Origin of the sequence: Methylobacterium sp. W2, from assembly GCF_020662345.1 — a bacterium.
Classification (GTDB): Bacteria; Pseudomonadota; Alphaproteobacteria; order Rhizobiales; family Beijerinckiaceae; genus Methylobacterium.
In genome coordinates this window covers 47893-71557 of sequence record NZ_VMOA01000007.1, presented here as the reverse complement: position 1 = coordinate 71557, position 23665 = coordinate 47893, and the positions used below count along the sequence as shown (strand labels likewise).

Genomic DNA, 23665 nt, shown 5'->3' with positions numbered 1-23665 from the left:
CCGGACGGGTCGCGGCGCATGCCGAAACTCCCCGTCCAGGGCGTCGATCCCGAAAGTCGTTCACGCGTGATGGAACGGAGGACGGCCGGGGAGGTTCATTTTCGAGTTGGAGAAAATGGAGTCCGGAGCCTTGCACGCACCTGTCCGCTACAGCCCCGACGTCGAGGTCGTGAGGCCCGACGAGGGGAAAACCATCGAGGGACTGAACGAGACGTTCGACACGATCCTGAAAACGGTCGCCGACGACTCAGGCCACGCCGTCCGCTCCGTCCACGCTAAGGCGCATGGCATTCTCGAGGGCGTGCTGAGAATCGACGCCGACCTGCCACCTGAACTGGCGCAGGGCCTGTTCGCCGCGCCCTTCGAGCACAAGGTCATCATGCGGATGTCGACCAACGCCGGCGACATCCTGCCGGATGCCATCTCCCTGCCGCGCGGCCTCGCCCTGAAGGTTCTGGACGTCGCCGGAGAACGCTTGCCCGATGCCGAGGGCACCACCCAGAACTTCATCATGGTCAACGGCAAGGTCTTCCAGGCGTCGAACACCGAGAAGTTCCTGGGCAGCCTCAAGCTGCTCGCCAAGACCACCGACCGGGTGGAGGGCCTAAAGGTTGCGGCCTCGACGGTGCTGCGTGGGGTGAACAAGGCGCTGACTGCGGTTGGCATAGAGAGCGCAACCCTCGGATCCCTCGGTGGCGCGCCCAACGTCGATCCGCTCGGCGAGACCTACTACAGCGTCACGCCGTTCCGGTACGGCGAGCACATCGCCAAGTTCTCGGTTGCCCCGGTGGCCCCTTCCCTGACCGCGCTCACCGGCACCGAGATCGACGCCTCCGGCCGGCCGGATGCGATCCGCGAGACGGTCCGTTCCGAGATGGTGGGCATCGAGGGGACGTGGGAGTTCCGGGTCCAGCTCTGCCGCGACCTCGAACGCCAGCCCATCGAGGACCCGACCGTCGAGTGGAACGAGGAGGAGGCGCCGTTCCAGCGGGTCGGCCTCATCACAGTCCGGCCGCAGGACAGCTGGGAACCGGCCCGCGTGCAGGCGGTCGACGAAGGCATGCGCTTCAGCGTCTGGACCGGGCTCGCCGCGCATCGGCCGCTCGGCAACATCAACCGTGCCCGCAATGCCCCTTACAAGCACTCGGCGGAGTTCCGCGAACGTTTCAACGGCTGCCCCATCCACGAGCCCGATGCCGGGCACTGAGGATAGACCGCATGCGCAATTCCATCGTGGCGGCGGTGACTGCCCTTATCCTTTTCGGCGCAACCTAGGTCCGGGCGGATGGCGTGGTGAGGACGGAACTGAAGCCCTTCAACATGACCATCCGGGTGTTCGATCCGACCGAGGGCGTGCAGAGCGGCCAGGACTACGTCCTCCCGGTCGACAGCCCGGACATCGAGCACGCCTTCGCCTCGACCACCGCTAACGCCGCCTCGTTCACGAGGAAGGCAGAGAGCGGCAAGGCCCTGCCGGTCGCCTTCACCTGCCTGAAGGTTGAGGCCCGCTGAGGCAACCTCATATGCAGGAGCTGTGATGGCTCTACAGCGGCGCCGACAGCCTTCGGTTGCTTCTGCGATTCCAGGCCCTTGGAACAGTCATTGGCAATGGCAGTCGCTCAGACTGGACGTTTCGTACTTTTGAGTCCTATCCGATCAAACTTCCGGGAAGTACAATGCACAATACGATGAAGATGACTCGCCTCGCCGCGCTTCTCGCCGGAACCGCGCTTCTGACCGCTCCATCGGCCTGGGCGCAGGCCGAGCCCACCATCAAGGATCGCCTCGACGGGGCCGTCTCGACGGTGACCGGCTCGCCGATGGCCAACCTCGACGTCGATATGAAGCACGTCCTCGACGCGTTGAAGAAGCTCGACCCGAAGCCGATCCCGGGCCTGTCTCCCCAGGATGCCCGCAAGCAGCCGAGCCCGACCGATGGGGTAAAGGCGCTCCTGACTGAGCAGGGTAAGCCGACGGCACCCGAGCCAGGCGTGACGACGAAGGAGCTCGCCTACGAGACCGGCGGTGGGTCTCAGAAGGTCCGGATCTACACGCCGGACGATGCCACCGATCTGCTGCCTATCGTCGTCTACTACCATGGCGGCGGCTTCGTCATCGCCGACCTCGACACCTACGACGCGACCCCACGCGCCATCGCCAAGGGCGCAAAAGCCGTCGTGGTCGCGGTCGAATACCGACACGCCCCGGAGGCCAAGTTCCCGGCCCAGCACGAGGACGCCTTCGCGGCCTACAAGTGGGCGCTCGCCAACGCCAAGAGCTTCGGCGGAGACCCGTCCAAGGTCGCGCTGCTCGGTGAGTCCGCCGGTGGCAATCTAGCGACGAACGTCGCCATCATGGCCCGTGACGGGAACGTCGAGAAGCCGCTGCAGGTCGTTGCGGTCTACCCGATGGCAGGGACCAACCTCGACACACAGTCCTACAAGGACAATGCTTCGGCAAAGCCGCTCGACAAGCCGATGATGGCTTGGTTCTACGACCAGACCGTGCGCAACGATGCCGACCGCGCAGATCCGCGGCTCGACATCGTCGGCAAGGCCGACCTCAAAGGCCTGCCGCCGTTCACCGTCGTGACCGCACAGATCGACCCTCTCCACGACGACGGCAAGATGCTCTCCGACAAGATTAAGGCTGCGGGCGGCCAAGTGACCTATCGCGACTACCCCGGCGTGACCCACGAGTTCTTCGGGATGGGCAACGTCGTCGCCAAGGCCAAGGAGGCGGAGACCGCCGTCATCGGTGACCTCAAGGCCACCTTCGGTGGTACCGCGACCGGCTCCACCGGCGCAAAGTGATCTGACGCCCGCCGGCTCGAATGACCGGCGGCAATGGCGACATCGTTGCGGGTCGACCTTCATCTGAGGGCCGGCCCGCTCACCTTTCGAAGGATATACTTGACCGCCTTTTTTCGCTGCGAAAAGGGGCGCCCCGACTTCTTCCAGTTCACCGCAACGACATCCCTCCCAGCGTTCTCATCGACACCGGAGCCGTCCTATCCAGTCGCCCCATGGTCAACGGCACGGCCGGGAACTGCTTGCCGCGGAAGGCATGAACGCGCTGGTTGAGCAGGTACTGTTCGTCGAGTACGTGCAGCTTTCGAAGCTGGGGTCCGAGGTCTATCTCCACGTCGCGCAGGTATCCGTGAGGGTCCGGCTTAGGACCTCGGCACCGTCCATGGTCATCGCTCGATCCTTGTCGTCGTCATTACGATCTGGCTTGGACTGAAGGGGTTCGATACCCAACCGGATTGCACGAGATGGCCTCGAAATACTTTGTCCCGGGCCTTTGGGATTAGCGCTGCGCTCACCCGACCCGCAAAAGCAGGGCGACCGCGGCCACCGCGATGACGCCGAGGGTCGCGAGGATGCCGCCGCCGCGGCATGCGAACTGCACCGGAGAGTTCTTGGCCGCGAACATTCCGAACGGATGCAGGACGCGCCCAACCAGCAGGACGATCAGCAGGGTTCGCACCAGCGTCGGTCCGCCGCCGCCAGCCTCGACGAGGGCGACGAGGATGAGGGCGAGCGGCACGTACTCGCCGAAATTACCCTGAGTGCGAATGCGTTTCTCCAGTGCCTTGTTGCCGCCATCGCCATGCAGCGTGTCCGAGGTCACGCGGCTTGCCATGACCCAGGCGGAAAGCCCGACGTAGATCAGCGCGAACAGTCCGGCGTAAAAGGCAGTCAGGGCGGGATAGGCCATTGGGAGTCCTGAAATTGGTGCGTGACTGTCGGGGGCGTGCGGCCTCATTCGGCCTTGCGACTCGGGTCGTCGGCCGGGTTGACGTAGTTGAGCCCGAAGGGTCCTGAGCCGTTGACCTGAAGCTCGACCGGCTCGTCCGTAGTCCAGAGCGAGTGCGGCATGTCCTGCGGCAGATAGACGAAGCCGCCGGCCTTCAGGACCTTTCCTTGCGCCTTGTCGATGGTCTCTCCGTGCTGGTGATAGATCGAGCCCGAGAGGATGGTCAGCGTCTCGGGGAGGGAGTGGGTATGGGGAGCGATCACCGTGCTAACCGGGACCTTGATGCGCAGCACGAACGGGCCGGGCTTGGCCGGATCGCCGGCCAACTTACTGAGCTGGATGCCTTTCGGGAGGTTCGCCGGTCCGGCACCGTAAACGACGGCCGAGCCATCTTCGATGGCGACCATTCTCTTCGCATCGTGGCCCTCCTTCGCGGTACCGCAGCCGATGCCGGCGAGCAGAACCGCGACCGCGAGGATCGGGGTTCGAACGAAATGTCTCATGCGAGCTCCTACGCTAAAGTTCGCCCCGCCCGCGACGGCAACCGCCGCGGTTGGGAACGCGGCGCTACTTGGCCTTGTCGGAGATGCCCTTGAGGCCACCGTCGTAGATGCCGCCGACAACCTCCTCGGCCTTGGCGTCCGGTGCGCCCTTGGCCTTGAAATTGCCGGTCCAGGTCAGCTTGGAGCCCTTGCCGTCGTGTGCGACCGAGAGGGTCGACTTGTAACCCTCGACCGGCAGCGGGCTTTCCAGGATGGCATAGGTGTAGTCCATCTTCTTGTCGTCGCGGGCGACCTCCTGCTCGACGATGGTGCCGCCGCCCTTCAGGGACAGGGTACGGACCTTCTTGCCGTCCTTCTCGGACAGCACGCACTTCTCGACGGCCGGATGCCAGTCGCCGATACCGCAGAACTCGCCAATAGTCTTCCAGACAGCCGCCGGGGACGCGGCGACGGTCGTGGTCTTGGTCACGTCAAGGGCGAGCGCCGATGTGGCGGACAGGGACGCGACGGCGAGGGTCGCGGTCAGAATCTTCCTCATGGCGTTTCTCCTTGGTGACGGACCCTTGAGCCGGGTCTCGCTGGGTAGGTTTAGGGCCTGGCTGGGCGATGAGCCCGGCATCGGGTCCGAGCGCTCTTCGCCTTGACATGTTTCGTCATGCGTGAGTCATTCAGGCCTGAATGGAGTTGTAAACATGGCTTTGAAGAAGTCCAGACTGCAGTTGGACGACCAGCTCTGCTTTGCGCTCTACGCCGCGACCAACGCGGTCGTGCGCGCCTATCGCCCACTGCTCGGCGAGCTCGGTCTGACCTACCCGCAGTACCTCGTCATGCTGGCGCTCTGGCAGGACGGCTCCGCGCCGGTGCACGCCTTGGCCGAGCGGCTGCAACTCGGGTCCAACGCCGTGACCCCTCTCGTCGACAAGCTTGAGGCGGCCGGCTTCGTCACCCGCGCACGCGGCGCCGACCGCCGCGTGGTATTCGTAGTCCTCACTGAGGCCGGTATCAGCCTTGAAGAAAAGGTCTCGGTCGCGCAGCAGGCCGTCGTCTGCCGGACCGGATTGCCCGAGAAGGATCTGGGCGCGCTTCGTCAGGAGCTGAAGGATCTCACAGATCGCATCGCCGTCATGGGTTTGGTGCCACAGGACGAGCCCACGTAAGGGATCGCCACGCGCCGCAACGACGGTGCATGGGTCCAGTCCGTCAAAGACCACAACAGGAGGAGACGACCATGGTCGAAGCGCCAACCTGCGGAGTCCGCATTGTGGAGAGCTTCGCTGCCAGCATCAGTCATAACGGATACTCCGTTTGGTCTGCGCTGAAACTACCTTAGAGCAGTGGGAAGGCCGAAGGGCAGATTGCGCGCCTCAAGTGCTTGAAGCGCGGCATGCGCGGCCGTACTAAACTTGATATTATCCGACGACAATTTGTTTTTGCAGCCTGATGCATCAGACTTAGCAAAGTGTTACTTTTTAGGTCGAAGGATGCTTCAGCAAACCTCAAGTAAAACTCCGCCTCTTGTGTTTTTCTTTCCGAAACTGGACGAGTAGGAAACTACCAATTGCCGCCGCTTCGCGAGCCAATCGAAAGAAAAGCAGCGCGACTCAGCATCGGGTGCCGCACCAAAATCAACCTAAGCTTGACATTAGGATGATAATCTTATAATGTAAGGGTCGCTGCGAGGTGTTTCGCAGCTAACCGGATGCCCCCGATGCCCCTGCTGTTGCGACGCCTGCCACTACCCGAGCCTCACCGGCAGCAGGCGGGTGCATCCTTCCCATTACACTCAACGCAAGGCGGCCTTCGGGCCGCCTTCCTCGTTTCTGGAGCCGTTTGATGACCCTGAACACCTCAACCAGCCCAACCGCAGCCATACCGCCCGGCCTGATCCTGTTCGGCCGCGACGAACGACAGCGCCCTCACGCTTCGCGCTTTGCCGCCGGTGACAAGGCCGAGGCCGAGCGCGCCGCTGGCCTGATGGGCATGCATGTGCTTGAGATCAGCGACGACACCCACCACAGCCTCGCGGCCGGCCTGCCGCAGGGACGCCTGTTCGGGAGTGGCAAAGCCTTCGTACCGTTCGTTAAAGCCGAGGTGTTCGACCGGCTCGTCGCGGCGGCGGGCCTGCCCGATGTCACCATGCCCGTCAGGGCCTCAGCCAAGGCCACCGGCGCCCCTCCGGCCTCAGGCGGCAGTGCCGGTGACGCTTCGGGCGCCGGAGGCCCTGGCGGCCGCTTCAAGGCGCCCGCCGATTGGCCCGGCATTGAACGGGGCTGCCTCGTGCTCGCCTGCGCCGGCCCCCAAGAGGGCTGGTTCGAGGCGATCATCATGTACACCAAAGCCGACGACGCCTTCGAGCTTCAATGGCGTGATTGGCCGGACGACCCGCTGATCACCCGGCACCGCAGCGAGCTTGGATTGCTGCCGCCCTGCGCGGTTCAAGGCGTGAAGCAAGGGGCATGAACAGGCCGACACCCATCAGCGTCGAGGCGGATCACGCCTCGACCACCCGCACCGATCAGGTGCGTGCCCTGAACGACGCCTTCCGCCGGAGCTTTGCCGGCGGCCATGTGATGCTGTCGCGCGGCGTTGCCACCCTGCCGGAGGAGCGCTGGCGCGAGGCCGAAGCAGCAGTGCAATCGTTCGCGGCCTTCAACGTCGCCGACGACCCGTATGGCGAGCACGATTTCGGCGCCTTCGATCTCGCTGGGCAACGGTGCTTCTGGAAGATCGATACCTACGACCGCGCCATGGTCGGTCACTCGCCCGACCCGGCCAACCCGGCGGTGACCGTGCGCATCCTCACCATCATGCTGGCTCAGGAATACTGAGCCCTCGACACCGATAGCCGTGCCTTCCGGCTGCCCAGTCGGCTCACCCGCCCAAAACGGCGTTTGCGTGCCCCTGGCCACGACGCCACCCGTGTCACCACCCCTTCATCAGGATTCCGAACATGAACTCGTACCTCAGTGCGATGCGGAGCTTTCGCGACTTCACCGGCCGCACCTCGCGCGGCGACTACTGGCGCTTTATTCTCGTGTACCTTGGCATCGCGGTCATCGCCCTGATGCTTGATGCGGCCTTCGCCACGGGCAACAAGGATGGCGGCCTGTTCATCGGCCTTGTCCACCTGATCCACCTCGTGCCCCAGGTGGCCGCCGGCATTCGGCGGATGCACGACACCGACCATTCGGGCTGGTGGTTGTTGCTCAGCCCCGTCGCGCTGGTCTTCGCCTGCTTTGCCGGGACGCCGGGGCCGAACCGTTTCGGGCCGCCCCCGGCAGCCGGTGCCGTGCCGGCTTCAATTGGCGCGGCCCCCTCAGCCCCCGTGCCGGCTCAACCCCTCGCGCAGCCGCAGCGTGACGTGATCGCCGAGATCGAACGGCTGGCGCAGCTTCGCGCCGGCGGCAGCTTGTCGGAGGCCGAGTTCGAGGTGATGAAGGCGCAGGCCCTGTCGCAGGCGCGCGGAGCGTGAACGACGACACGGCCTGGGTGCTGGTCGCGGTCACCGTTTGCGTGGCCGTCTACAGCCTGCCCTCGATCATTGCCTTCCACCGACGCCATCCCAACCGCTGGGTCATCCTGGCGGTCAACGGTCTGTTCGGTGGAACGCTCGTCGGCTGGGTCGTGGCATTGGTCTGGGCGATACACGCAGTGCATCAGCCAGACCAGAACGGCGCCTCGCAGGGCGGTGCGTCGGGATTTAATCTGTTCGTCAACGACACCCGGCGGGTCACCCTCGTGGCGGCCCCTCAGGGGGATGGCGGCGGAAAGGTGCGGCGCGCCCTTTCGCCGACCGATGCAGTGCGGGAACTCGAACGCCTCGGCGATCTCCGCACCGCCGGCCACATCGATGACACTGAACACCGGATGCTCAAAGCCACGATCTTACGAATGATGTAAGGCGAATGGCTCTTATCGACCCAACTTGGTCGTTCACTAAAGCTTCGTTGATGCTTGAGAGCGGTCGTCCGTATAAAGGCGGCTGGGACCCGCGCGTTCCTGTGCAACCAATCAAAGATCATGGCGGGTGCTGAGGAATAAATTACGCAGGTTGTCATAAAGCGGTTCGGCGGAGAAGGAACGAGACGACCGTCCCCGGCTGCGCTTTGGAACTAGAGATACTTGAGCCAGGCGATATCGCGACGTGCCGCCTTCAAGCGCGAGAACCACGCCGTCGGCCAGTACAAGGGTACGACCAGCCCGACGTACCAGGCCAGCACCCAGCCATAACTCGCGACCCCGAACACCGTGCCCTGTGTCGGGCCCCAGATGGCGGCGGCACCGTGATACAGAACCCGCAGGATCGTCAGGTGGAGCAGGTAAAAAAACAGGGGCGCACCGCCGAACACCGCTAGGGCCGCGACGACCGGGGCGTCGTGCATTCGTTCAAGCGCGACGAGGAGCAGCAACCCGATCCCTAGTGTCAGCAGCAGGAACAGCAGCGAGGGGGGATACTTCGTCAGCGCGAGGAAGCTCAAACTGGTCCGAAGCGCGTCGCCCTCGACCACGAACCAGGGCTTGTCGCCGTAGCCGTTCGCCAGACGCAGGACCATGAAAGCGACGAGCATCCCGCAGCCGAGGGCCAGAAACCGGCGCTCGCGGGTTTGCGCCGCGACGGTGGGCAGGAACCACGGGCCGATTACGTAGCCGAGCACGATCACGCCGATCCACGGGAGCACCGGATAGGTCGTCTTGGCGACCAGCCCGAACGGCAGCGCGATGACGTCGCGCTGGTGCAGCATCGCCCAGACCGGGAAGAACGGTTGGTCAGGCTGGAGGTGGATCGGGTCGAGGAGGTTGTGGCCGCAGACGACCAGCAGTCCGACCGCGAGGAGGACAGGGCGTGGAAGGCCGACCAGCACCGCCAGGACGATCATGCAGACGCCGATGCACCAGATGACTTGCAGCCAAAGCGTCGGACTGGCGATGCCCCAGTACAGTTCCGACAGGTAGATGACCTCCAGAGCCATCAGCACGAGCCCACGCTTCAGCAGGTAGGCCCGTGTCTCCGCCAGCGTATGCCTGGTACCGAACAGGTACGCGGCCACGCCGGTCAACGCGATGAAGATGGGTGCGCACAGGCTGACGAGGAGGCGGGCCAGGGCCACGGCCGGCAGGGCAGTCCGGGCGTCGAGCGGGTCGGCCACGGGTACGTGCAGGAACCAGGTCTCGCGCAGGTGATCGAGGAGCATCAGCACCATCACCAGCCCGCGCAGGGCATCGATGTAGGCGATGCGGGCGGACAGGGGCGATAGACTGGCCGACGCCTCTGGCGGCTCCGAACGCTCGCCCATCAGAACCGCGCCGTCATGCTGACGGTGACGCGCCGCGGTTCACCGACGCCGACCCAGAAGGTGTTGTAGGAGCGCTCGTAGTAGGTCTCGTCGAAAATGTTGTCGACGTTGATCCCGAAGCGCAGGTTCTCGTAGCGGTAGTAGGCCAGGGCGTCCGTCAGGACGTAGCCCGGCAGGCGGAAGCGCTCGTTGCCACTGTCGCCGAGCCGCGAGCCGATGGCGCGGAATCCGCCGCCGATCCCAAAACCCTTCCAGTCGCCCGTCTGGACCTCGTAGATGCCGAGCAGCGAGCCGCTGTGGCGTGGAATGTTGAGGAGCGGTGATCCGACCCTCAGCACCTCGTCGCGGGTGACCACCGCGTCGATGAAGGCGTATCCGCCAATCACCCGGAACTCGGGCGTGACCTGCCCAATCAGGCTGACGTCGAAGCCCTGGCTTCGCACGGCCCCCGCGGCGATCTGGAAGAAGAAGTCCGCCGGGTCGGTGGTGAGCACGTTCTCCTTCTCGATGTAGAAAGCGGCCGCCGTCACGCTGAGGCCGTCGAACAGGTCGAGCTTGGTCCCGACCTCGTAGGCGAACCCGGTCTCGGGCGCGAAGGGCCGGGACGCGCTGTCGAAGCCGGTGTTGGGGCGGAACGAGGCGGCGACGTTGCCGTAGAGCGCCAGGAACGACAGCGGCTGGTAGACGAGACCGGCCCGCGGCGAGAAGCCGGTGCGGTCCTGCTCGGTGCGTTCGTTCGCGACCTTGTCGCGGAAGGTCTGGTTGTAGAAGTCGGTGCGGTTTCCCAGCAGCAGCTTCCATTCCGGGCTCAGGGCGATCTGGTCCTGGAGGTAGACCGCCGTGTTGCCGACGTTCTCGCTGGCGCTGTAGCGGCGCGTGAAAGGGGGCTTGGCCTGCCCGTAGACGGGGTTGAACAGGTCGATGGCGAAGGGGTCGAAGCGCGGGGTCGAGCGCAGCAGGTTCTCGGTGCTGTTATAGCGCTCGTGCTCCAGGCCGAGCAGCAAGGTGTGGGCGATGGGCCCGGTCTCGAAGCGCCCGACGAGTTCGGCCTGGCCGATGGCGACGCCCCAGGTGAAGTCGTGCTGGCGGAACTCGCGCAGCAGCGTGCGCCCGTCATCGAGGATCCCGGTCACGCCGGTCTGCAGGCCGGTGAGGCTACCGGTGTTGAGGTGGGTGGCGACGCGCAAATGCCAGTCGGTGTTGAAGGCGTGCTCCAACCGGACCTGCAGGATCCCGGCCTCCGACACGGAATCGTCGCCGGGCTCGCCGAAGAAGCGCGAGCGCGGAACGAGGCCGAGGCGATTGTTCACTGCGACGGTGCCCCGGTCGAAGGTCTGGCGGTTGCGCAGGTACTGCGCCTCGAACGTGATCTTGGTATCGGGCGTGACCTGCCAGCTCACCACCGGCGCCAGGAGCACGCGGTCGCCGTCGACGTAATCGCGAAAGCTGTCCTGGCGGGCGAGCGCGCCGTTGAAGCGATAGAGGACGCTGCCGTCCTCGCTCAGCGCACCGCCGGCATCGACCGTGGTGCGGGCGGTGCCGAAGCTGCCGAACAGCGTGCCCATCTCGACGAAGGGTCGCGCTACGGGCTGCTTGGTGAGGATGTTGACGGTGCCCCCCGGATCGCTGCGGCCGTAGAGGGCTCCGGCCGGGCCCTTCAGGACCTCGATGGACTGGACGTTCTGGGTGTCGGGCGCGCCGTTGTAGCCGCGGGCGATGTTGAAGCCGTTCTGGAAGATGTCCTGGGTTGCGAAGCCGCGCACCGAGTACAGGGCGAGGTTCTGGGCGCCGAAGTCGTTCTGCTTGCCGACCCCGGGCACGTAGTCGAGGGCGCGCTCGACCCGGGTCGCGGCGGTGTCGACCAGAACCTCCCGGGGCACCACGTCGACCTGCTGCGGCAGGTCGCGGCGCGGCGTCACCGTCTTGGTGCCGCTGTAGAGCTCGGGCACCCGGTAGGTTGGCATGGCGGTAAGGGTACCCTCGACCGAGAGCGCGTCGAGCACCACGGCGGTCTCGCCCGAGGGCGCCCCCTGGGCTGCGACGGCGGTGGGGATCGCGCAGGACAGGGCCAGCACGGACATCAGCGGGATGGACGGTGAACGGGACACGTTGATGGGCCTCGGGCGACGGCAGTGGCACGTCACCGCGAACGAGGCCGAACCACGCGCAACGCGCATGCTTCCGCACCCGCCGGGGCACCCCGCCCAGCGTGTCTCGCGTGTGACCACGACTGACGGCAGGTCTCCTGGCTCGCGGGTCATCGCCCTTCACCGTCTTCCCGAGCGAGGCCGCTCAGTGACGTCGGTGGCGAAGGGCTCGCCGCTTACAGTTGCGGGGGCAGCCACGGCGTTGGGGCTACCCCCGCACCGCGTTCCCTTTTGATCCTCCGGGGAGGAACCGTCACGGCCGAGCTAACATGCCGACGCCCATGCCCGTCAACGGACCGAGTGCAATACACGAGGGGTTATGCCCTGCCGGCAACACTCGGGAACACGGATCGCTCGCTGCGTCCGTCAGGTCAGGACCTCGACCTGCTGCGGCGGCAAGCTACGCCACCAAGCGTCCGGGGATTGGAAAACCTCGTAGGTGAACCGGAGGACTTCATCCGGCTGGCGATGCGACGGGTCCACCCGACCACGCTCCGCGTTGCGGGCTTTCAGGACCTCCCACGGCACGTCGAACACTTTCCACTCCACGGTGAGCCCGTGTCGGGCGACGATCCCGAGCTCGCGCTCGAACACGGGTCTGGTGAGATGTGTGTCCGCCATCACCACGCTGAAGCCGTTCGTCAGGGCGACATCCAGGGCTGCTTCCTTGACCCGGTGCAGGAGGTCCCGGGCCGCATCGTCATGTGAGCCTTGCCTGAGTTCCCAGTAGACCTGCCGGTGCGGCGGCCAGAGTGTTTGCCGAAAGTCGTCGAGGGTGAGGTGAACCCAGCCGTCGAGGGGGTCGAAGCAGCGGGCGTAGGTGGTCTTCCCCGCGCCCGGGCAGCCGATCAGGCCGACCACCCTCTGGGGCGCCCCCGGACGATTCCTGCCGGGCACCGTCCGGGTCACGGTCAGGCCGCCGCCTCTGCATCCTCGTCGTCGCCGGCCGTGGCCTCGATGATCTCGCCACGCCGGTAACGCGCCTGGGCCTCGGCGACCCGGCGTGCGCCCTGGGCGTGGCGGGTCGACACCGTGCCGTTGGGCGCCTCGGGCCCGCCGCGCTTGATCGCCACGAGTTCCGGATCACCCCACTGGTCGAGCATCTCCTGGAACGCTTCGTAGCGGCCGGTATCGAAGGCGATGCGTTCGCCCATCATGTCCTTGTAGGGATGGGCCGGGTGCAGGCTGGCACAGGGGACCCAGCCCGCCGGGATTGGCGTCGTGGCGGCATGGGTCCGACCGCTGCGCAGGAGCTTGGGCAGCACGTGCGTATGCGGACCTTCAGGACTGGTACCGCCGCGGCCAGGGATCGGGGCATAGACCTCGACGCGTCCGACCCGCGCCAGGAACACCCGGTGCGGGCTCATGGCCACGAGATGCGGCCCGATGGGGTTTGCGTGGTCGAATAGCGGCATGCTGACGCCGGCCCTTAGCCGCTCGACGGCCTCCGGATGGCGTACCCGCACGCAGGCATCAACGGCGAGAAGGCCGAGGCCGAGGTCGAACAGGATGCCGTCGCGATCCTCGACCCGGGCGGCGTTCCGGTCGGGCCCGAGCTCTGTCACCACGGTCCTGCGATTCATCGCGCAGGTCGCCTCCGGCAAGCAAAGCGCGATGGCGTGGTTCCAGCCGGACGAAACAACCGTCTCGTAGGCGACGGGCCGCAGGTCGGAGCTCGGGGTCAGGGCGATGGCCCCGCGCGCTGTCGCAAGTCCCAGGCGCTCGTCCGGCAGCGCCACGACGGGTTCGTCGGGATCGCGCATGAACTCGGCGATGGCACCGAAGCTTCCCAGGCTCCAGGCCGTGGTCGGATCGGCCAGTGCACCGAGCAGAAGGGCGACGGTGGCATCAGGGCTGTTTGGGGAAGGCTGCATCGATCTCCTCCGTGAGAGGCCCCGAACGGTTCCAGGGCAGGATATAGGCGGTTCCGTCCGGTCCAGCCCCACGGCAAACCGTGACGCCGAAGACGTCCGAAAGTAGCCGGTCGGTCAACGCAACGTCCGGGTGTCCATCGGCGGCGACACGTCCCTCGCCGAGGACCACGATCCGGTCGCAGAACCGGGCCGCGAGGGAGAGGTCGTGCAGGACGGCGACGACGCCGGTGCCGGCCAGCGCCACGCTCCGCAACAGCGTCATGGCGTCGAGCTGGTGGGCCGGGTCGAGGGCGGTGATCGGTTCATCGGCCAAAAGCCACTCCGCTTCGACGGCGAGCGCCCGCGCCAGCAGCACGCGCATCCGCTCGCCCGAGGACAGGGTCGGTTCGGTCCGCTCGGCGAAGCGCGCGACGTCGGTCCGTGTCATCGCTCGGTTTATGGCGGCGTAATCGGCGCCATCGAGGCCACCGAACGCGCGTCGATGCGGTAGCCTGCCAAGGGCGACGAGGTCACGCACCTGCATCGGCCAACCGGCCCCCGCGCCGTGGAAAAAAACCGCGATGCGCTTGGAGCGCGCGTCGCGGGAGATGCCCTTGAGCGGCATACCGTCGAGATCCACGCGGCCCTTGGTCGGGGCGACCAAGCCCGCGAGGGTGCGCAGGAGGGTGGTCTTGCCAGCGCCGTTCGGACCGACCAGACCGACGAGGGTCCCGCGTTCCAGGGACAGGGTGATATCCGAGAGGATGGCACGCCCGCCGAGGCGGACATCGAGAGCTGCGGTCGCGAGGCTCATGCGCCACGACCCCGTTCGCGCAGGAGAAGCAAGATCAGGAACGGCGCCCCGACCAGTGCCGTGACCACCCCGAGCTTGAGTTCCGGGCGCGTCGCCAGGAGGCGCACGCCCAGATCCGCTGCGAGCACCAGGGCCGCCCCCGCCAGTCCGCTCGGCAGCAGGCTGGCGCCGGGACGCGCGCCAACCAACGGTCGCACCAGATGCGGCACCACGAGGCCAACGAAGCCGATGGCACCGCTCACGGCTACGCCACTGCCGACAGCCAGCGCCGCGCCCGTGACGAGGCGCAGGCGGACTGAGACCAGATGGAAGCCGAGGCTCGCAGCTGTGTCCTCGCCCAGCGTCAGGGCATCCAGCGCGCGGCCGGTGGACAGCATCAGGCCCCAGCCGACCGCCATCAGCGGCAGGCATAGCCAAACATGGTCCATGCTGCGGTCCGCGAGCGACCCCATCAGCCAGAACACGATCTCCAGGGCCGCGTAGGGGTTGGGCGACAGGTTGAGCGCTAGCGCCGTCATGGCGCCGGCGAGGCTCGACAGGGCGACACCGGCGAGAATCAGCCCAAGCGTCGTGCTCCCGCGGGCGGCGAGGAGGTTGAGGGCGAGCGCCGCCAGCGCGGCCCCTGCGATCCCGCCCAGAGGGAGGGCGAGGGCGAACGACGCCGCGAAGCCGCCATAGAACACCACCACGGCCCCGAGGGCCGCCGCCGAGGAGATGCCGAGGATGCCGGGATCGGCGAGCGGGTTGCGCAGGTAGCCCTGCATCGTCGCCCCGGTCAGCCCGAGGCTGAAGCCGACGAGGGCCCCGAGCAGGGCGCGGGGCAGGCGCAGCTCCCAGAGGACGAGGGCAGGCAGTGTCGCGCGTCCTGCGAGGAGGTCACCGGCCGCCGCCGTTACGTCGAATGGGGCGTACCCGACCGCGATGGACGCCAACGTCAAAACGAGAACCATCAGGCCAAGGAGCCCGACGATGCTGCGTGATCCGACGACCGCGCATTCGATCCGGGTAGAAGGTGGAATGGGTACGTTCATGGCTCTGCCCGTTCGCGTGCGGCGGCGGCGAGCAAGGCCACGAGCTCGGCGACCTGGGGACCCGGGCAGGTCCAGAGCCGGTTCGGGATCGAGACGGTGCGATTCTGTCGGCGCAGCGCGTCGAGGACGGGGTGATGCATTAGGGCGTCGGCGAGCGACGGCCTGCCGGGCTCCCCCTCGTCGAGGACGATGAGGTCGGCGTCGGCGAAGGCCGCCGCTTCCAACGGGACCTGCCCTAAGCGGTCGCGACCGAGTTCGGCCGCAACGTTGACGAGGCCGGCGCTGCGGATGATCGCATCGCCAAGGCTGCCGGGTGCGACCGTGAAGGCATTCGGGCGCATGACGAGTGCCCGCAACGGTTTTGCCGCCGGCACCACCTGCGCCAACCGCGCATCGAGTTCCGCGACCATAGCCTCGCCGCGCGCGGCGTGCCCGAGAAACGCCGCGACCGTCCGGATCTGGGCTTTGACCCCATCGAAGTCGTTGGGTACGCCGAGTTCGAGGAGGGGGAAGCCGACGCGCTTGAGCAGTCCGACGGTTGTTCGCGTCGTGAAGGCGCCGGCCACGACGAGGTCGGGCCGGAGCGCGACGATCTCCTCCGAGAGGCCACGGGTAACCGCGATGCCGGTGGCCTCCCGCGCGACGGTCGAGCCGCGCGGGTCATGGGCAAGGTACGTCACGGCGGTGACCTGGTCGCGGTCGGCGAGCCGCAGGACCAGCTCGTCGGCGCAGAGGTTCATCGAGACGACGTGGACCGGATGCGCCGGCTCGTCTGCCGCCCACCCCGCACCTGACAGACCAGGCCAGACCGCAATCGTCAGCGCAGCCAGCGTCCATCGCATCGACATCGCAATCCTCAGAACGTCGTCACGCGGACGCCGCCGTACACGGCGAGGCCCGGCCCGAGGAAGCCGGTGGGGTTCTCGTAGCGGCGGTCGAACAGGTTATCGATCCGACCGAACACACTCACCGTCTCGTTCACGTCGTAGTTGACCGCGAGGTTGACGAGGGTGAAGCCTGGGTTCTTCAGCCTCTGTAGCGAGAAGTCTCTGTTTCCGTCTACGAAGTGGCCAAGCACGATCACCGTCCCGCTGAAGATCAGGCCGGGGATCGGCGTCCACTGAGCGGTGGCGCTGCCCTTGTGGCGGGGCCGGCGCAGGAGCTCCTGGTTGGTAATCTCATTCTTGGTCACGGTGTTGGTGTAGTCGACCCGGCCCGAGAACGTGTCGGTGAACCGGACCGCAACGAAGGCCTCGGCCCCGTAGGATTCGGCTCGCCCGACGTTCTCGTTCGAGGTGAAGCTGGCGTTGGTGTTGATCAGGTTCTTGAAGTCGTTGGCGTAATAGGTTGCGCCGACGAGAACGCGCTCGCCGAGCGGCTGTTCGAAGCCGGCATCGTAGCCGAGGCTCTCTTCCGGCTTGAGGTTGGGGTTGGCGAAGAAGTTGAACGCCGGGAAGCTCTGGAACAGCTGGCTCAGGGTCGGCGCCTTGAAGCCGGTGCCGACGCTGCCTTTGATCCGCGTGTCGGTGAACGGCAGGATGTAGCTCGGGGCGACGCGGAACGTGGTGGCCGGTCCGAAGGCGTCGTTCTCGTCGTGGCGAACGTTGGCGACGAAAGAGGCACGGTCGAACGGCGTCAGCTGTATCTCGCCGTAGCCGGCGGTATTGCCGTTCCTGGCCCGCAGGTTGCCGGAACCGAACGGGTTCGGATCGGTGGTCGACAGGCTTTCGTCGTCACGCTGCGCGCCGAACAGAACGAGGTTGCCGGGCGAGAGCTGGTAGTCGCCGCGGTACTCGTACCGCGTGCGCTCGCCGAGGCCGGCGGTCGGGAACGGGTTGAACGGGTCGTAGGCGTTCTGGATCTGGCGGTTGTAAAGGTTCGAGTAGTTGATCGCGAAGACGTTGTGGAAACCGGCGAACGGCGTCCACTCGGCCTCGTTGCGGGTGAAGACTTGCTGCACGTCCGCCTGGCTGCGCAGGCCGCCCAGCGTCACCGGGAAGGTGCCGTAGTCGTCGCCGCTGAAGAGCAGCTTCGAGTTGATGAACCGCGTGATCGAGTTGATCCGGAACGTGTCGGTGAACTGGTAGCCGAACTTCGCCGAGACGGTCTCGTTGTCGTAATAGTTCGGGCGGGTCGTCGTTCCTGGGGCGACGAGGTTGGGCGGCGTCACAGGCGTTGCGGCAGCCCGGAGATGCTGGATCGACACCGAGTAGTCGAAGCCGTTTTCCGACCCGCTGATCCGGCCGCTCTGGTTGAACGTCCCGAACGAGCCGACCTCGATCCGCGCGGTAGCCCTGGCCGGTCCCTCGCCACGTTTCGTCGTGAAGGAGATCGCGCCTCCGATGGCGTCGCTGCCGTAGAGGCCGCTCTGGGGCCCCCTGAGCACCTCGATGCGGGAGAGGTCGTCGGTCAGGAGTTGCCCGAAGTCGAAGGAGCCGTTCGGGTTCGACGGGTCGGTCGCGTCGATCCCGTCGATGAGCACCTTCACGTGGTTCGAGTTCGAGCCGCGGATGAACACCGAGGTCTGCCCCCCGGGTCCACCGGTCTGGACGACGTTGAGGCCCGGCACCTGCTGGAGGGCATCTGGGACGGTGCGGCGCTGCTGGGCCTCCAGCGTGGCGGCGGTGAGCACCGTCACGCTCGATCCGACCTGGTCGACGGGCGTCGGTACGCCGGTGGCGGAGACGGAAAGCTCGGAGAGCGTGACGGCCGCCTCGGCCCCGCGCGGGACGTCGGCGAAGGGGGCGGCGGTCTGCTGCGCGAGCACGGGACCGGGAAGGGAGGCGCAGGCGAGCGCGAGCATGCGCAGGCACGCGGATCGGGAGGTAAAGGACACGGGACAAGCCTCGGGCGACGTCTGTGGCACGTCACCGCGAACGAGGCCTGGGCGCTTGCCTGCCGTTAGGACAGCCGAACGCCTCGACACCCATCAGGACACCCCGCCCGATGCGTTTCGCGTGTGACCACGACTGACGGCAGGTCTCCTGGCTCGCGGGTCACCGCCCTCTCATCGTCTTCCCAGGCCCAAAGACCCAGTGACGTGTTGATGATGGGCTCGCCGCTTACAGTTGCGGGGGCAGCCGCGGCTTCGGGGAGGCCTTTTCGGACCTCATCCTCACCGCGTTCCCTTTTGATCCTCCGGGGAGGAACCGTCGGGGACAAGGAACGCGATCAAAGCGTCCGCCGTCAATGGCACGCAAAGGCTTTCCGGCCGTGTGTGCTCGAAAGGTTACAGGTCGGCACTTTCAAAAGATTGCCCCGGTGCTACTCAGCGTCCGCCTTTAAAAAAATTCATATCGGAAGCGGACCGTCGTAAAACACTTAGGGACATCTGCACCCTTGCTTACAGGCTATCAGTCAAGCCTCTCTAATCACCCGATACACCTGCATACGGGAGCAGCCCAAAGCCGAAGCAATCTCCGCGGCGCCATTGCCTGCCGACGCCATTGCCTTGATCCGTTCGCGGTCGAGACGGCGCTTGCCGCCGGCGTAAACGCCACTGCCCTTGGCGCGCTCAATGCCTTCGCGCTGCCGCTCCTTAATGAACCGCCGTTCCATTTGGGCGACCATGCCGAGCACCGTCAGAACTACGTGGCCCATTTCCCCTCGGGTCGAAACGTGGGGGTCGAGTACCGTGACACAGGCGCCGCGCTGCTCGGCCTCGTGAATGAGGTTCAGAACGTCCCGGGTATCGCGGCCGAGCCGGTCGAGGCGCGTGATCACGAGTTCGTCGCCGGGCCGAAGAAACTCCAGCACCGTTGCCAACTCGGCTCGGCCATCACGGCTGCCGCCGGAAACCTTCTCCGAACGAATGACGCCGCAACCCTCGGCCTTCAGCCGGGCGACCTGCCCGTCGAGGTCCTGGTCAAGGGTGCTGACGCGGGCGTAACAGATGCGGGCCATGTTTTGTAACCTCAAGCTTTAGGCCCGAGGCTACCTTGTCACAAATAGCCGGTGTCAACCCAGATGTTACGATGGCTGGTGGCGGCCATGTTACGTCACGCCAGGGTATGAGCTGATGTTGCAAGCTGCGATTTTCGACTTGTAACCAAATGCCCCCAGCCGCTTCTTACCATGACCGCTGGGCGCATACGTTGATTGCTTAGAGATCCTTATATCTATAATGGTTCAATTCGTTCCGCATAAGCTTCTAGGATCTAAGCTCCGATTTTTTCAGCATTCTCTCGGCAACGTTTTTCAACCGCGTGACTTTTTTTGCTGCTGCCGCCTCGACGATATCGAGAGAATCCTTCGACTTAAGCGCAAGCTGTGTAAGTGGGAAACTATCACATAGCTCAATCCACCTATCCCGAGGCTTGTCATACCAAGTAAGCTTTTGCAGGATCAGCTGATCATTAGGCAAGCACTCGTTCAAGTAATATTCCCACTGATTGTTCGTCAGCCGCTTTAGAAGACTTTCGACGTCCCGCTGCGCCCCCCATGTATGACCATACATATTGCCTAGATAAACCGCGAACACAGAGGACATGCAAATTGGAAATGCAGGCCATGGAATTGTCGATCCCAGCTTTACCAACGCAGATACGGCAGAAGGCTCATTATAGAAATTGTTACCCGCCGAATGGACATTGATGATTGCCGAAGCTGCAGCCGAAAATGTTTGAGACCTCAAAGTCTCTGGCACATAGTCGAAACCCTGTACTGCCATCAGCGCTCGCTTGAGCGCGAGAATGGCTGCAGAGGCTCCAGCGTTAACTGCTTCCGCGTATGCTTGACCTACTGACCATTTCTCCGCGTCTCTCAATTGTGGCCAGAGAACAGGAACAATCACGACAATATTACCCAAGGTGTGCTCGAACTGCGCACCACTTCGCGACTTCATGGCTGATAGTAAAATGCTGAGAGTCGTCCGCTTAAAGAAATATGGCGCTGCGTGAAGAGCAGCGATGTCGCTGTCGGTCGATTTAAAGGTACGATTTTCGAGCGCTGAACGAAATGTTACAAATTCGGTGGGAGCAAAGTTGTCGCCGTGACCAAGCACCGAATTAACGCATGTTCTTAGGAAGCCGACCGCTTCCTCTCTAGACATTTCCTCGTATTCAGCCGAATTTGCGTCGAGGTTATCAAAATGAGCCAACAGCTCTGTGTGCTGGCTTAATCTTTTCGCGTCAGTTGAATTTAGTATTCCAAGCTCTTGCGCAAGGCGTACTGCTTCAAAATTCGAAATACTAACTGTTGGAATCGAGTCCGCATCAAGATCCTGCCTACCCAGCATCTCACCAACAAATTCCATGCCCAAGGATGAAAGTTGTTTTTTGAGCTGAGACAGCGCTTTGTTGAGGACAAAGCCCGCTACCATCTCGTACGACTCAGCTTCGAAAGCGGCAACCACCTGCCTTTGGTCGCGAGTCGTTAGACCTTTGGCGACCGCAACGATGGCATTTGGAGCAATGGCAGATCTCGGCACAATCGCGCCGGTTGGCTCAGTCCATACCGTTAGAGCGTTAGGCATTGGTGCTACTCCCGGCTGAAACCTTCAAATCCATTCTACCATCCTGCGACCGAAAAAACGCTGCTTTCAGCACCGGTCCAACCAGAGCGGTCAAAGCCGCGTATGCCCGGGTACGAGCTCCACCTTCCGATGGCTTCGCCGGTTCATCGCTCTTTACAAAAGCTCGGTAGCCGAGGATCCGGCCTCGTGTATCTAACACTGTGATACCGTCACTGTTTATTAAGCCAGCGAGTAGTTCCGCTGCAGCCTGAAGCCTGCTAACTGAAATAGCAGTCTTATTCTCCGACAAATGTAGTTGGTATCGCTCGTACAAGTCTACGGGTGGAGAAATAGGTAAGACGTCCGATAGCTGATCTGGAACGCTGCCTCTTGAGGCAGGAACAACAACAAGCAATGTGCCGTGTGAATCTCGAATAGCTGCAGACAATACTCGCTCGACGAACCGGGCAAAAGACTCATCATCCGGAATGATGTCAGAGCATGCAGCAGACGATAGTTTTGAGACCTTCGATTGATTGTCAAGTTGGCTAATATCAGCGTCGGAATTGAAACGAAACTCGATGCCGCTGCCTGAGCTGGTTCGCACCTCAACTTTATTGACGACACTCTGAGCTATACGAATAATTGGAAAATTTTCGTCTACGCCTTGGAGCAATGTCTCGTCCACTGTGAAAGACGACGGATCACTGGATCCGCAGAACACGCCGAAATTGCAGGTAGCGCCGTCAGCAGAGCGCTCGACGTAGATCCGCCAAATGCCGGAACAAAGCGGTGCCGCCGCTTTAAGGATTTTCCCAGCAGCACCCTCGGTTTCAGCGCCAGTGCCAAGAGGAACATATTCTCCCGCTCCACCCATGTGGATCAGTCTTGAAACCGAGTTGCAGATGAAAACGGATGGTGCGAGGGCGACGCCCTCCTCAGTGTATGCTGCAAGCTGCGAGACAAGGCTGATGACAAGCCTGACGGTGTGCATGCATGAGATTTTTGCCTCGCCGAGCAAGTCTCCTACATTAGATTAGAGGTGCGTTCTGAATGATACGCTTCGCTCGTACGCCATTGGAAGTCAGGCTATCCGATCAGTTCGGGCGGCAGGAAATTGTCTCGTTGCGCGCGGTAACAGTGCGATGGATTTGCTCAGCGTTCAGAGCCCTCACAGCCTTCGAAGGTTCAGACGTGCGTAACAGCATGGGCTAGCAATTCCAAGCTCAGTCCACTTCGCGACGTGCCCAACGCGAGGTTGTTAGTAGCGTCTGGGGTTACCAAGATTTTGTTCGGGCGATCATCCGCCCACGCCATCCTGAAAATTCTGTCGCGCAATAGCAAGGCCGAAGAGTTCTGAGATACGCTTCATAACCGCCGCGATCAGCCGCGCAACGCCCGCTAAGCCTCGTCTACCGTCGCCCCGAGTGAAAGCGGTGACACCAGCCCTCATTTAACCTGCTCCCCTCCGCGCTCTCATCCGAGATGGGTTCCAGACGCAGCAGGATCATCGCGAAGCCGCTCTGCTGAAGATACACCTGCTCGTAGAGGGCCGGCGCGCGGAAGTCGCGCTTCACATCGATCCAAAGATCGGGACTGCACGGGGCGATGTCGCCCGCGATGTTCGGCCGATGCGAACTGCTACGATAGCGCGAGCGTGTCGGGACCGGGCTGCCGACCGCGCAGATGATGGTCGGAAATGAGAGGCTGCGGTAGCACCGCTGCACCCGGCCGTTGCCCACCACGACGATAGCGATCCGCTCGGGGTGGTACTGCACGTAGGCCCGAGCCGCCGTTTCCTTACCGACAGCAAATTCGCGCGCGAGCGCAAGAACGTGCTGCAGATTGGGTTCGGGAAAGGCTGCCATGGCCTCCCTCAGCAAGTGCGGGGGCATCAGCACGAGTGCGGCGAAGCGGTTGGCCTCGACCTCACGGCGCTGCCGCTGGTCGCCCTCCTTGGCTGTGAGGCGCAGTAGGTCAGAGCTCTTGCACAGGAACCGGCCGGGCTGATCCGGGGCGTGGTGCATCATAAGGAAGTGGCCGAGTTCGTGCGCAATAGTGAAGCGGCGACGCGGTTCGCCCCCGCGCTTGGCAAGGATGATCCCTTCGGATCGCTTCGCGTCGGTCGCGAGGCCGCCCTCGAACCCGTCAGTGTCCAGGTCCTCGATCCTAAGGATCCCGAGGCGTGCGCACAGCTCCTGGATCGGTACGGGCACCGGCAGGTTCGGCTCGGCCTTTAGGATGCGTTTGACAAGCGCCTCCGGCGAGCTCGCGTCGGCCAGATCCTTCCTGTTGATCGGCATCCTTGAAGCCCCTTCCAGTCCTTGAGCCGATCATCAGGCTGCCATGCACCAGCTGTCCCGAAACCGGACTGTGGGGAGTTCGTACAGGAAGGAATCCGATGTCGCCGCGTGCCTTGAGCGGTTGCCTGCTCATCAAACGCATCCTCCTGGCCGGAAATCAGCGCCTCCAGCCAAAAAGTCGCATTGATCAAGCGCTGCCATGAACCCCAAGCGCTCGGCCTCGCGCGCGCGAGGCGAAGTCCAGCTCGATCCAGCTTTAGCCGACACAAGCCGATACAAAATGTGGGGTAAATTGGCGGTGGTCGCCGGTCGTCAGGCCAAATTCCGCAGCAATTTCAAGGGTTTGGCGTAGTCAAATGGCGGAGGGAGCGGGATTCGAACCCGCGATACCGTTTCCGGTATACACACTTTCCAGGCGTGCGCCTTCAACCACTCGGCCACCCCTCCAGTCTCTCACATCGGAGCCAGCTTTTTCAGCGGCGGCGATGAGCGAGTGGCGTGCTGTACTA

General features: G+C 64.2%; 23 protein-coding genes, 1 tRNA gene and 2 riboswitches. Of the genes, 8 read left to right on the top strand and 16 right to left on the bottom strand.

From position 1 onward, the window contains the following. Window positions 1-115: 115 nt before the first annotated feature. The 3 genes from FPV16_RS05705 to FPV16_RS05695 all read left to right on the top strand — a co-directional run bounded on the left by FPV16_RS05705 (window position 116) and on the right by FPV16_RS05695 (window position 2813). The gene (locus FPV16_RS05705; protein ID WP_227436907.1) at window positions 116-1207 is read left to right on the top strand and encodes a catalase family protein; all 1092 of its coding nucleotides are present in this window, start codon (window positions 116-118) and stop codon (window positions 1205-1207) included. Window positions 1208-1293: 86 nt separating this feature from the next. Next, the gene (locus FPV16_RS05700; RefSeq protein WP_227436905.1) at window positions 1294-1512 is read left to right on the top strand and encodes a hypothetical protein; all 219 of its coding nucleotides are present in this window, start codon (window positions 1294-1296) and stop codon (window positions 1510-1512) included. A gap of 182 nt (window positions 1513-1694) precedes the next feature. Further along, on the top strand, window positions 1695-2813 hold the full coding sequence (locus FPV16_RS05695) for an alpha/beta hydrolase (protein ID WP_227436903.1): 1119 nt from the start codon (window positions 1695-1697) through the stop codon (window positions 2811-2813). 508 nt (window positions 2814-3321) lie between these two features. Here FPV16_RS05695 and FPV16_RS05690 read toward each other — a convergent pair. From FPV16_RS05690 to FPV16_RS05680, 3 genes are all read right to left on the bottom strand, one after another. Then, on the bottom strand, window positions 3322-3720 hold the full coding sequence (locus FPV16_RS05690) for an MAPEG family protein (RefSeq protein WP_227436901.1): 399 nt from the start codon (window positions 3718-3720) through the stop codon (window positions 3322-3324). A 44-nt stretch (window positions 3721-3764) separates the two neighbouring features. Then, entirely contained in the window at window positions 3765-4262 is a 498-nt protein-coding gene (locus FPV16_RS05685; RefSeq protein WP_227436899.1) for a cupin domain-containing protein, read from the bottom strand. Window positions 4263-4326: 64 nt separating this feature from the next. Continuing rightward, the gene (locus tag FPV16_RS05680) at window positions 4327-4800 is read right to left on the bottom strand and encodes an SRPBCC family protein (RefSeq protein ID WP_227436897.1); all 474 of its coding nucleotides are present in this window, start codon (window positions 4798-4800) and stop codon (window positions 4327-4329) included. A 154-nt stretch (window positions 4801-4954) separates the two neighbouring features. Here FPV16_RS05680 and FPV16_RS05675 point away from each other — a divergent pair, with 154 nt between their 5' ends. The 5 genes from FPV16_RS05675 (at window position 4955) to FPV16_RS05655 (ending at window position 8162) form a co-directional block, all read left to right on the top strand. Continuing rightward, on the top strand, window positions 4955-5419 hold the full coding sequence (locus FPV16_RS05675; protein WP_227436895.1) for a MarR family winged helix-turn-helix transcriptional regulator: 465 nt from the start codon (window positions 4955-4957) through the stop codon (window positions 5417-5419). 676 nt (window positions 5420-6095) lie between these two features. Next, window positions 6096-6722, top strand: a complete 627-nt coding sequence (locus FPV16_RS05670) for a hypothetical protein (protein ID WP_227436893.1) — start codon at window positions 6096-6098, stop codon at window positions 6720-6722. Further along, entirely contained in the window at window positions 6719-7090 is a 372-nt protein-coding gene (locus FPV16_RS05665; RefSeq protein WP_227436891.1) for a DUF3768 domain-containing protein, read from the top strand. The genes FPV16_RS05670 and FPV16_RS05665 overlap by 4 nt, the downstream gene beginning before the upstream one ends. Window positions 7091-7212: 122 nt before the next feature. After that, window positions 7213-7734: a DUF805 domain-containing protein gene (locus tag FPV16_RS05660; protein ID WP_227436889.1), complete on the top strand. Its 522-nt coding sequence runs from the start codon at window positions 7213-7215 to the stop codon at window positions 7732-7734. Further along, window positions 7731-8162, top strand: coding sequence for a superinfection immunity protein (locus tag FPV16_RS05655; RefSeq protein ID WP_227436887.1), 432 nt, complete (start codon window positions 7731-7733; stop codon window positions 8160-8162). The genes FPV16_RS05660 and FPV16_RS05655 overlap by 4 nt, the downstream gene beginning before the upstream one ends. Before the next feature lie 212 nt (window positions 8163-8374). On the opposite strand, the gene FPV16_RS05650 is transcribed toward FPV16_RS05655, so the two are convergent. From FPV16_RS05650 to FPV16_RS05590, 13 genes are all read right to left on the bottom strand, one after another. After that, window positions 8375-9556: a DUF1624 domain-containing protein gene (locus tag FPV16_RS05650; RefSeq protein WP_227436885.1), complete on the bottom strand. Its 1182-nt coding sequence runs from the start codon at window positions 9554-9556 to the stop codon at window positions 8375-8377. Further along, window positions 9556-11664 carry a TonB-dependent siderophore receptor gene (locus FPV16_RS05645; protein ID WP_227436883.1) on the bottom strand — a complete coding sequence of 703 codons (2109 nt, stop codon included), beginning with the start codon at window positions 11662-11664 and terminating at the stop codon, window positions 9556-9558. Before FPV16_RS05645 ends, FPV16_RS05650 begins: the two co-directional genes overlap by 1 nt. A gap of 109 nt (window positions 11665-11773) precedes the next feature. Further along, a riboswitch (cobalamin riboswitch) is annotated at window positions 11774-11973 on the bottom strand. A 96-nt stretch (window positions 11974-12069) separates the two neighbouring features. Beyond that, a complete protein-coding gene (locus FPV16_RS05640; protein ID WP_227436881.1) occupies window positions 12070-12564 on the bottom strand; it encodes an AAA family ATPase in 495 nt (164 codons plus the stop codon). Window positions 12565-12614: 50 nt separating this feature from the next. Further along, complete coding sequence (locus FPV16_RS05635) at window positions 12615-13577, bottom strand: DUF6925 family protein (protein WP_227436879.1); 963 nt, start codon at window positions 13575-13577, stop codon at window positions 12615-12617. Then, window positions 13552-14370: an ABC transporter ATP-binding protein gene (locus FPV16_RS05630; protein WP_227436877.1), complete on the bottom strand. Its 819-nt coding sequence runs from the start codon at window positions 14368-14370 to the stop codon at window positions 13552-13554. The genes FPV16_RS05635 and FPV16_RS05630 overlap by 26 nt, the downstream gene beginning before the upstream one ends. Further along, window positions 14367-15320, bottom strand: a complete 954-nt coding sequence (locus FPV16_RS05625; RefSeq protein ID WP_227437018.1) for a FecCD family ABC transporter permease — start codon at window positions 15318-15320, stop codon at window positions 14367-14369. The genes FPV16_RS05630 and FPV16_RS05625 overlap by 4 nt, the downstream gene beginning before the upstream one ends. A 77-nt stretch (window positions 15321-15397) precedes the next feature. Next, window positions 15398-16249 carry an ABC transporter substrate-binding protein gene (locus FPV16_RS05620; RefSeq protein ID WP_227436874.1) on the bottom strand — a complete coding sequence of 284 codons (852 nt, stop codon included), beginning with the start codon at window positions 16247-16249 and terminating at the stop codon, window positions 15398-15400. Window positions 16250-16257: 8 nt separating this feature from the next. Beyond that, complete coding sequence (locus FPV16_RS05615) at window positions 16258-18204, bottom strand: TonB-dependent receptor plug domain-containing protein (RefSeq protein WP_227437016.1); 1947 nt, start codon at window positions 18202-18204, stop codon at window positions 16258-16260. Window positions 18205-18357: 153 nt separating this feature from the next. Beyond that, window positions 18358-18570: riboswitch (cobalamin riboswitch) on the bottom strand. Between the two features lie 188 nt (window positions 18571-18758). After that, entirely contained in the window at window positions 18759-19304 is a 546-nt protein-coding gene (locus tag FPV16_RS05610) for a recombinase family protein (protein WP_227436872.1), read from the bottom strand. A 247-nt stretch (window positions 19305-19551) separates the two neighbouring features. Continuing rightward, entirely contained in the window at window positions 19552-20874 is a 1323-nt protein-coding gene (locus tag FPV16_RS05605) for a hypothetical protein (protein ID WP_227436870.1), read from the bottom strand. After that, window positions 20867-21847, bottom strand: coding sequence for a hypothetical protein (locus FPV16_RS05600; RefSeq protein ID WP_227436868.1), 981 nt, complete (start codon window positions 21845-21847; stop codon window positions 20867-20869). The genes FPV16_RS05605 and FPV16_RS05600 overlap by 8 nt, the downstream gene beginning before the upstream one ends. Before the next feature lie 418 nt (window positions 21848-22265). After that, window positions 22266-23156, bottom strand: coding sequence for an ImmA/IrrE family metallo-endopeptidase (locus FPV16_RS05595; protein WP_227436866.1), 891 nt, complete (start codon window positions 23154-23156; stop codon window positions 22266-22268). Window positions 23157-23513: 357 nt separating this feature from the next. Beyond that, window positions 23514-23603: transfer RNA gene (locus tag FPV16_RS05590), tRNA-Ser, on the bottom strand. Window positions 23604-23665: the final 62 nt, after the last annotated feature.

What these genes read in the sequence shown, in the direction of transcription:
- FPV16_RS05690 (WP_227436901.1), bottom strand. Translation starts at nt 3,720, where the DNA reads ATGGCCTATCCCGCCCTGACTGCCTTTTACGCCGGACTGTTCGCGCTG.
- FPV16_RS05600 (WP_227436868.1), bottom strand. Translation starts at nt 21,847, where the DNA reads ATGCACACCGTCAGGCTTGTCATCAGCCTTGTCTCGCAGCTTGCAGCA.
- FPV16_RS05605 (WP_227436870.1), bottom strand. Translation starts at nt 20,874, where the DNA reads ATGCCTAACGCTCTAACGGTATGGACTGAGCCAACCGGCGCGATTGTG.
- FPV16_RS05615 (WP_227437016.1), bottom strand. Translation starts at nt 18,204, where the DNA reads ATGCTCGCGCTCGCCTGCGCCTCCCTTCCCGGTCCCGTGCTCGCGCAG.
- FPV16_RS05625 (WP_227437018.1), bottom strand. Translation starts at nt 15,320, where the DNA reads ATGGTTCTCGTTTTGACGTTGGCGTCCATCGCGGTCGGGTACGCCCCA.
- FPV16_RS05695 (WP_227436903.1), top strand. Translation starts at nt 1,695, where the DNA reads ATGACTCGCCTCGCCGCGCTTCTCGCCGGAACCGCGCTTCTGACCGCT.
- FPV16_RS05595 (WP_227436866.1), bottom strand. Translation starts at nt 23,156, where the DNA reads ATGCCGATCAACAGGAAGGATCTGGCCGACGCGAGCTCGCCGGAGGCG.
- FPV16_RS05685 (WP_227436899.1), bottom strand. Translation starts at nt 4,262, where the DNA reads ATGAGACATTTCGTTCGAACCCCGATCCTCGCGGTCGCGGTTCTGCTC.
- FPV16_RS05665 (WP_227436891.1), top strand. Translation starts at nt 6,719, where the DNA reads ATGAACAGGCCGACACCCATCAGCGTCGAGGCGGATCACGCCTCGACC.
- FPV16_RS05610 (WP_227436872.1), bottom strand. Translation starts at nt 19,304, where the DNA reads ATGGCCCGCATCTGTTACGCCCGCGTCAGCACCCTTGACCAGGACCTC.
- FPV16_RS05660 (WP_227436889.1), top strand. Translation starts at nt 7,213, where the DNA reads ATGAACTCGTACCTCAGTGCGATGCGGAGCTTTCGCGACTTCACCGGC.
- FPV16_RS05675 (WP_227436895.1), top strand. Translation starts at nt 4,955, where the DNA reads ATGGCTTTGAAGAAGTCCAGACTGCAGTTGGACGACCAGCTCTGCTTT.
- FPV16_RS05620 (WP_227436874.1), bottom strand. Translation starts at nt 16,249, where the DNA reads ATGTCGATGCGATGGACGCTGGCTGCGCTGACGATTGCGGTCTGGCCT.
- FPV16_RS05650 (WP_227436885.1), bottom strand. Translation starts at nt 9,556, where the DNA reads ATGGGCGAGCGTTCGGAGCCGCCAGAGGCGTCGGCCAGTCTATCGCCC.
- FPV16_RS05680 (WP_227436897.1), bottom strand. Translation starts at nt 4,800, where the DNA reads ATGAGGAAGATTCTGACCGCGACCCTCGCCGTCGCGTCCCTGTCCGCC.
- FPV16_RS05705 (WP_227436907.1), top strand. Translation starts at nt 116, where the DNA reads ATGGAGTCCGGAGCCTTGCACGCACCTGTCCGCTACAGCCCCGACGTC.
- FPV16_RS05630 (WP_227436877.1), bottom strand. Translation starts at nt 14,370, where the DNA reads ATGAGCCTCGCGACCGCAGCTCTCGATGTCCGCCTCGGCGGGCGTGCC.
- FPV16_RS05670 (WP_227436893.1), top strand. Translation starts at nt 6,096, where the DNA reads ATGACCCTGAACACCTCAACCAGCCCAACCGCAGCCATACCGCCCGGC.
- FPV16_RS05635 (WP_227436879.1), bottom strand. Translation starts at nt 13,577, where the DNA reads ATGCAGCCTTCCCCAAACAGCCCTGATGCCACCGTCGCCCTTCTGCTC.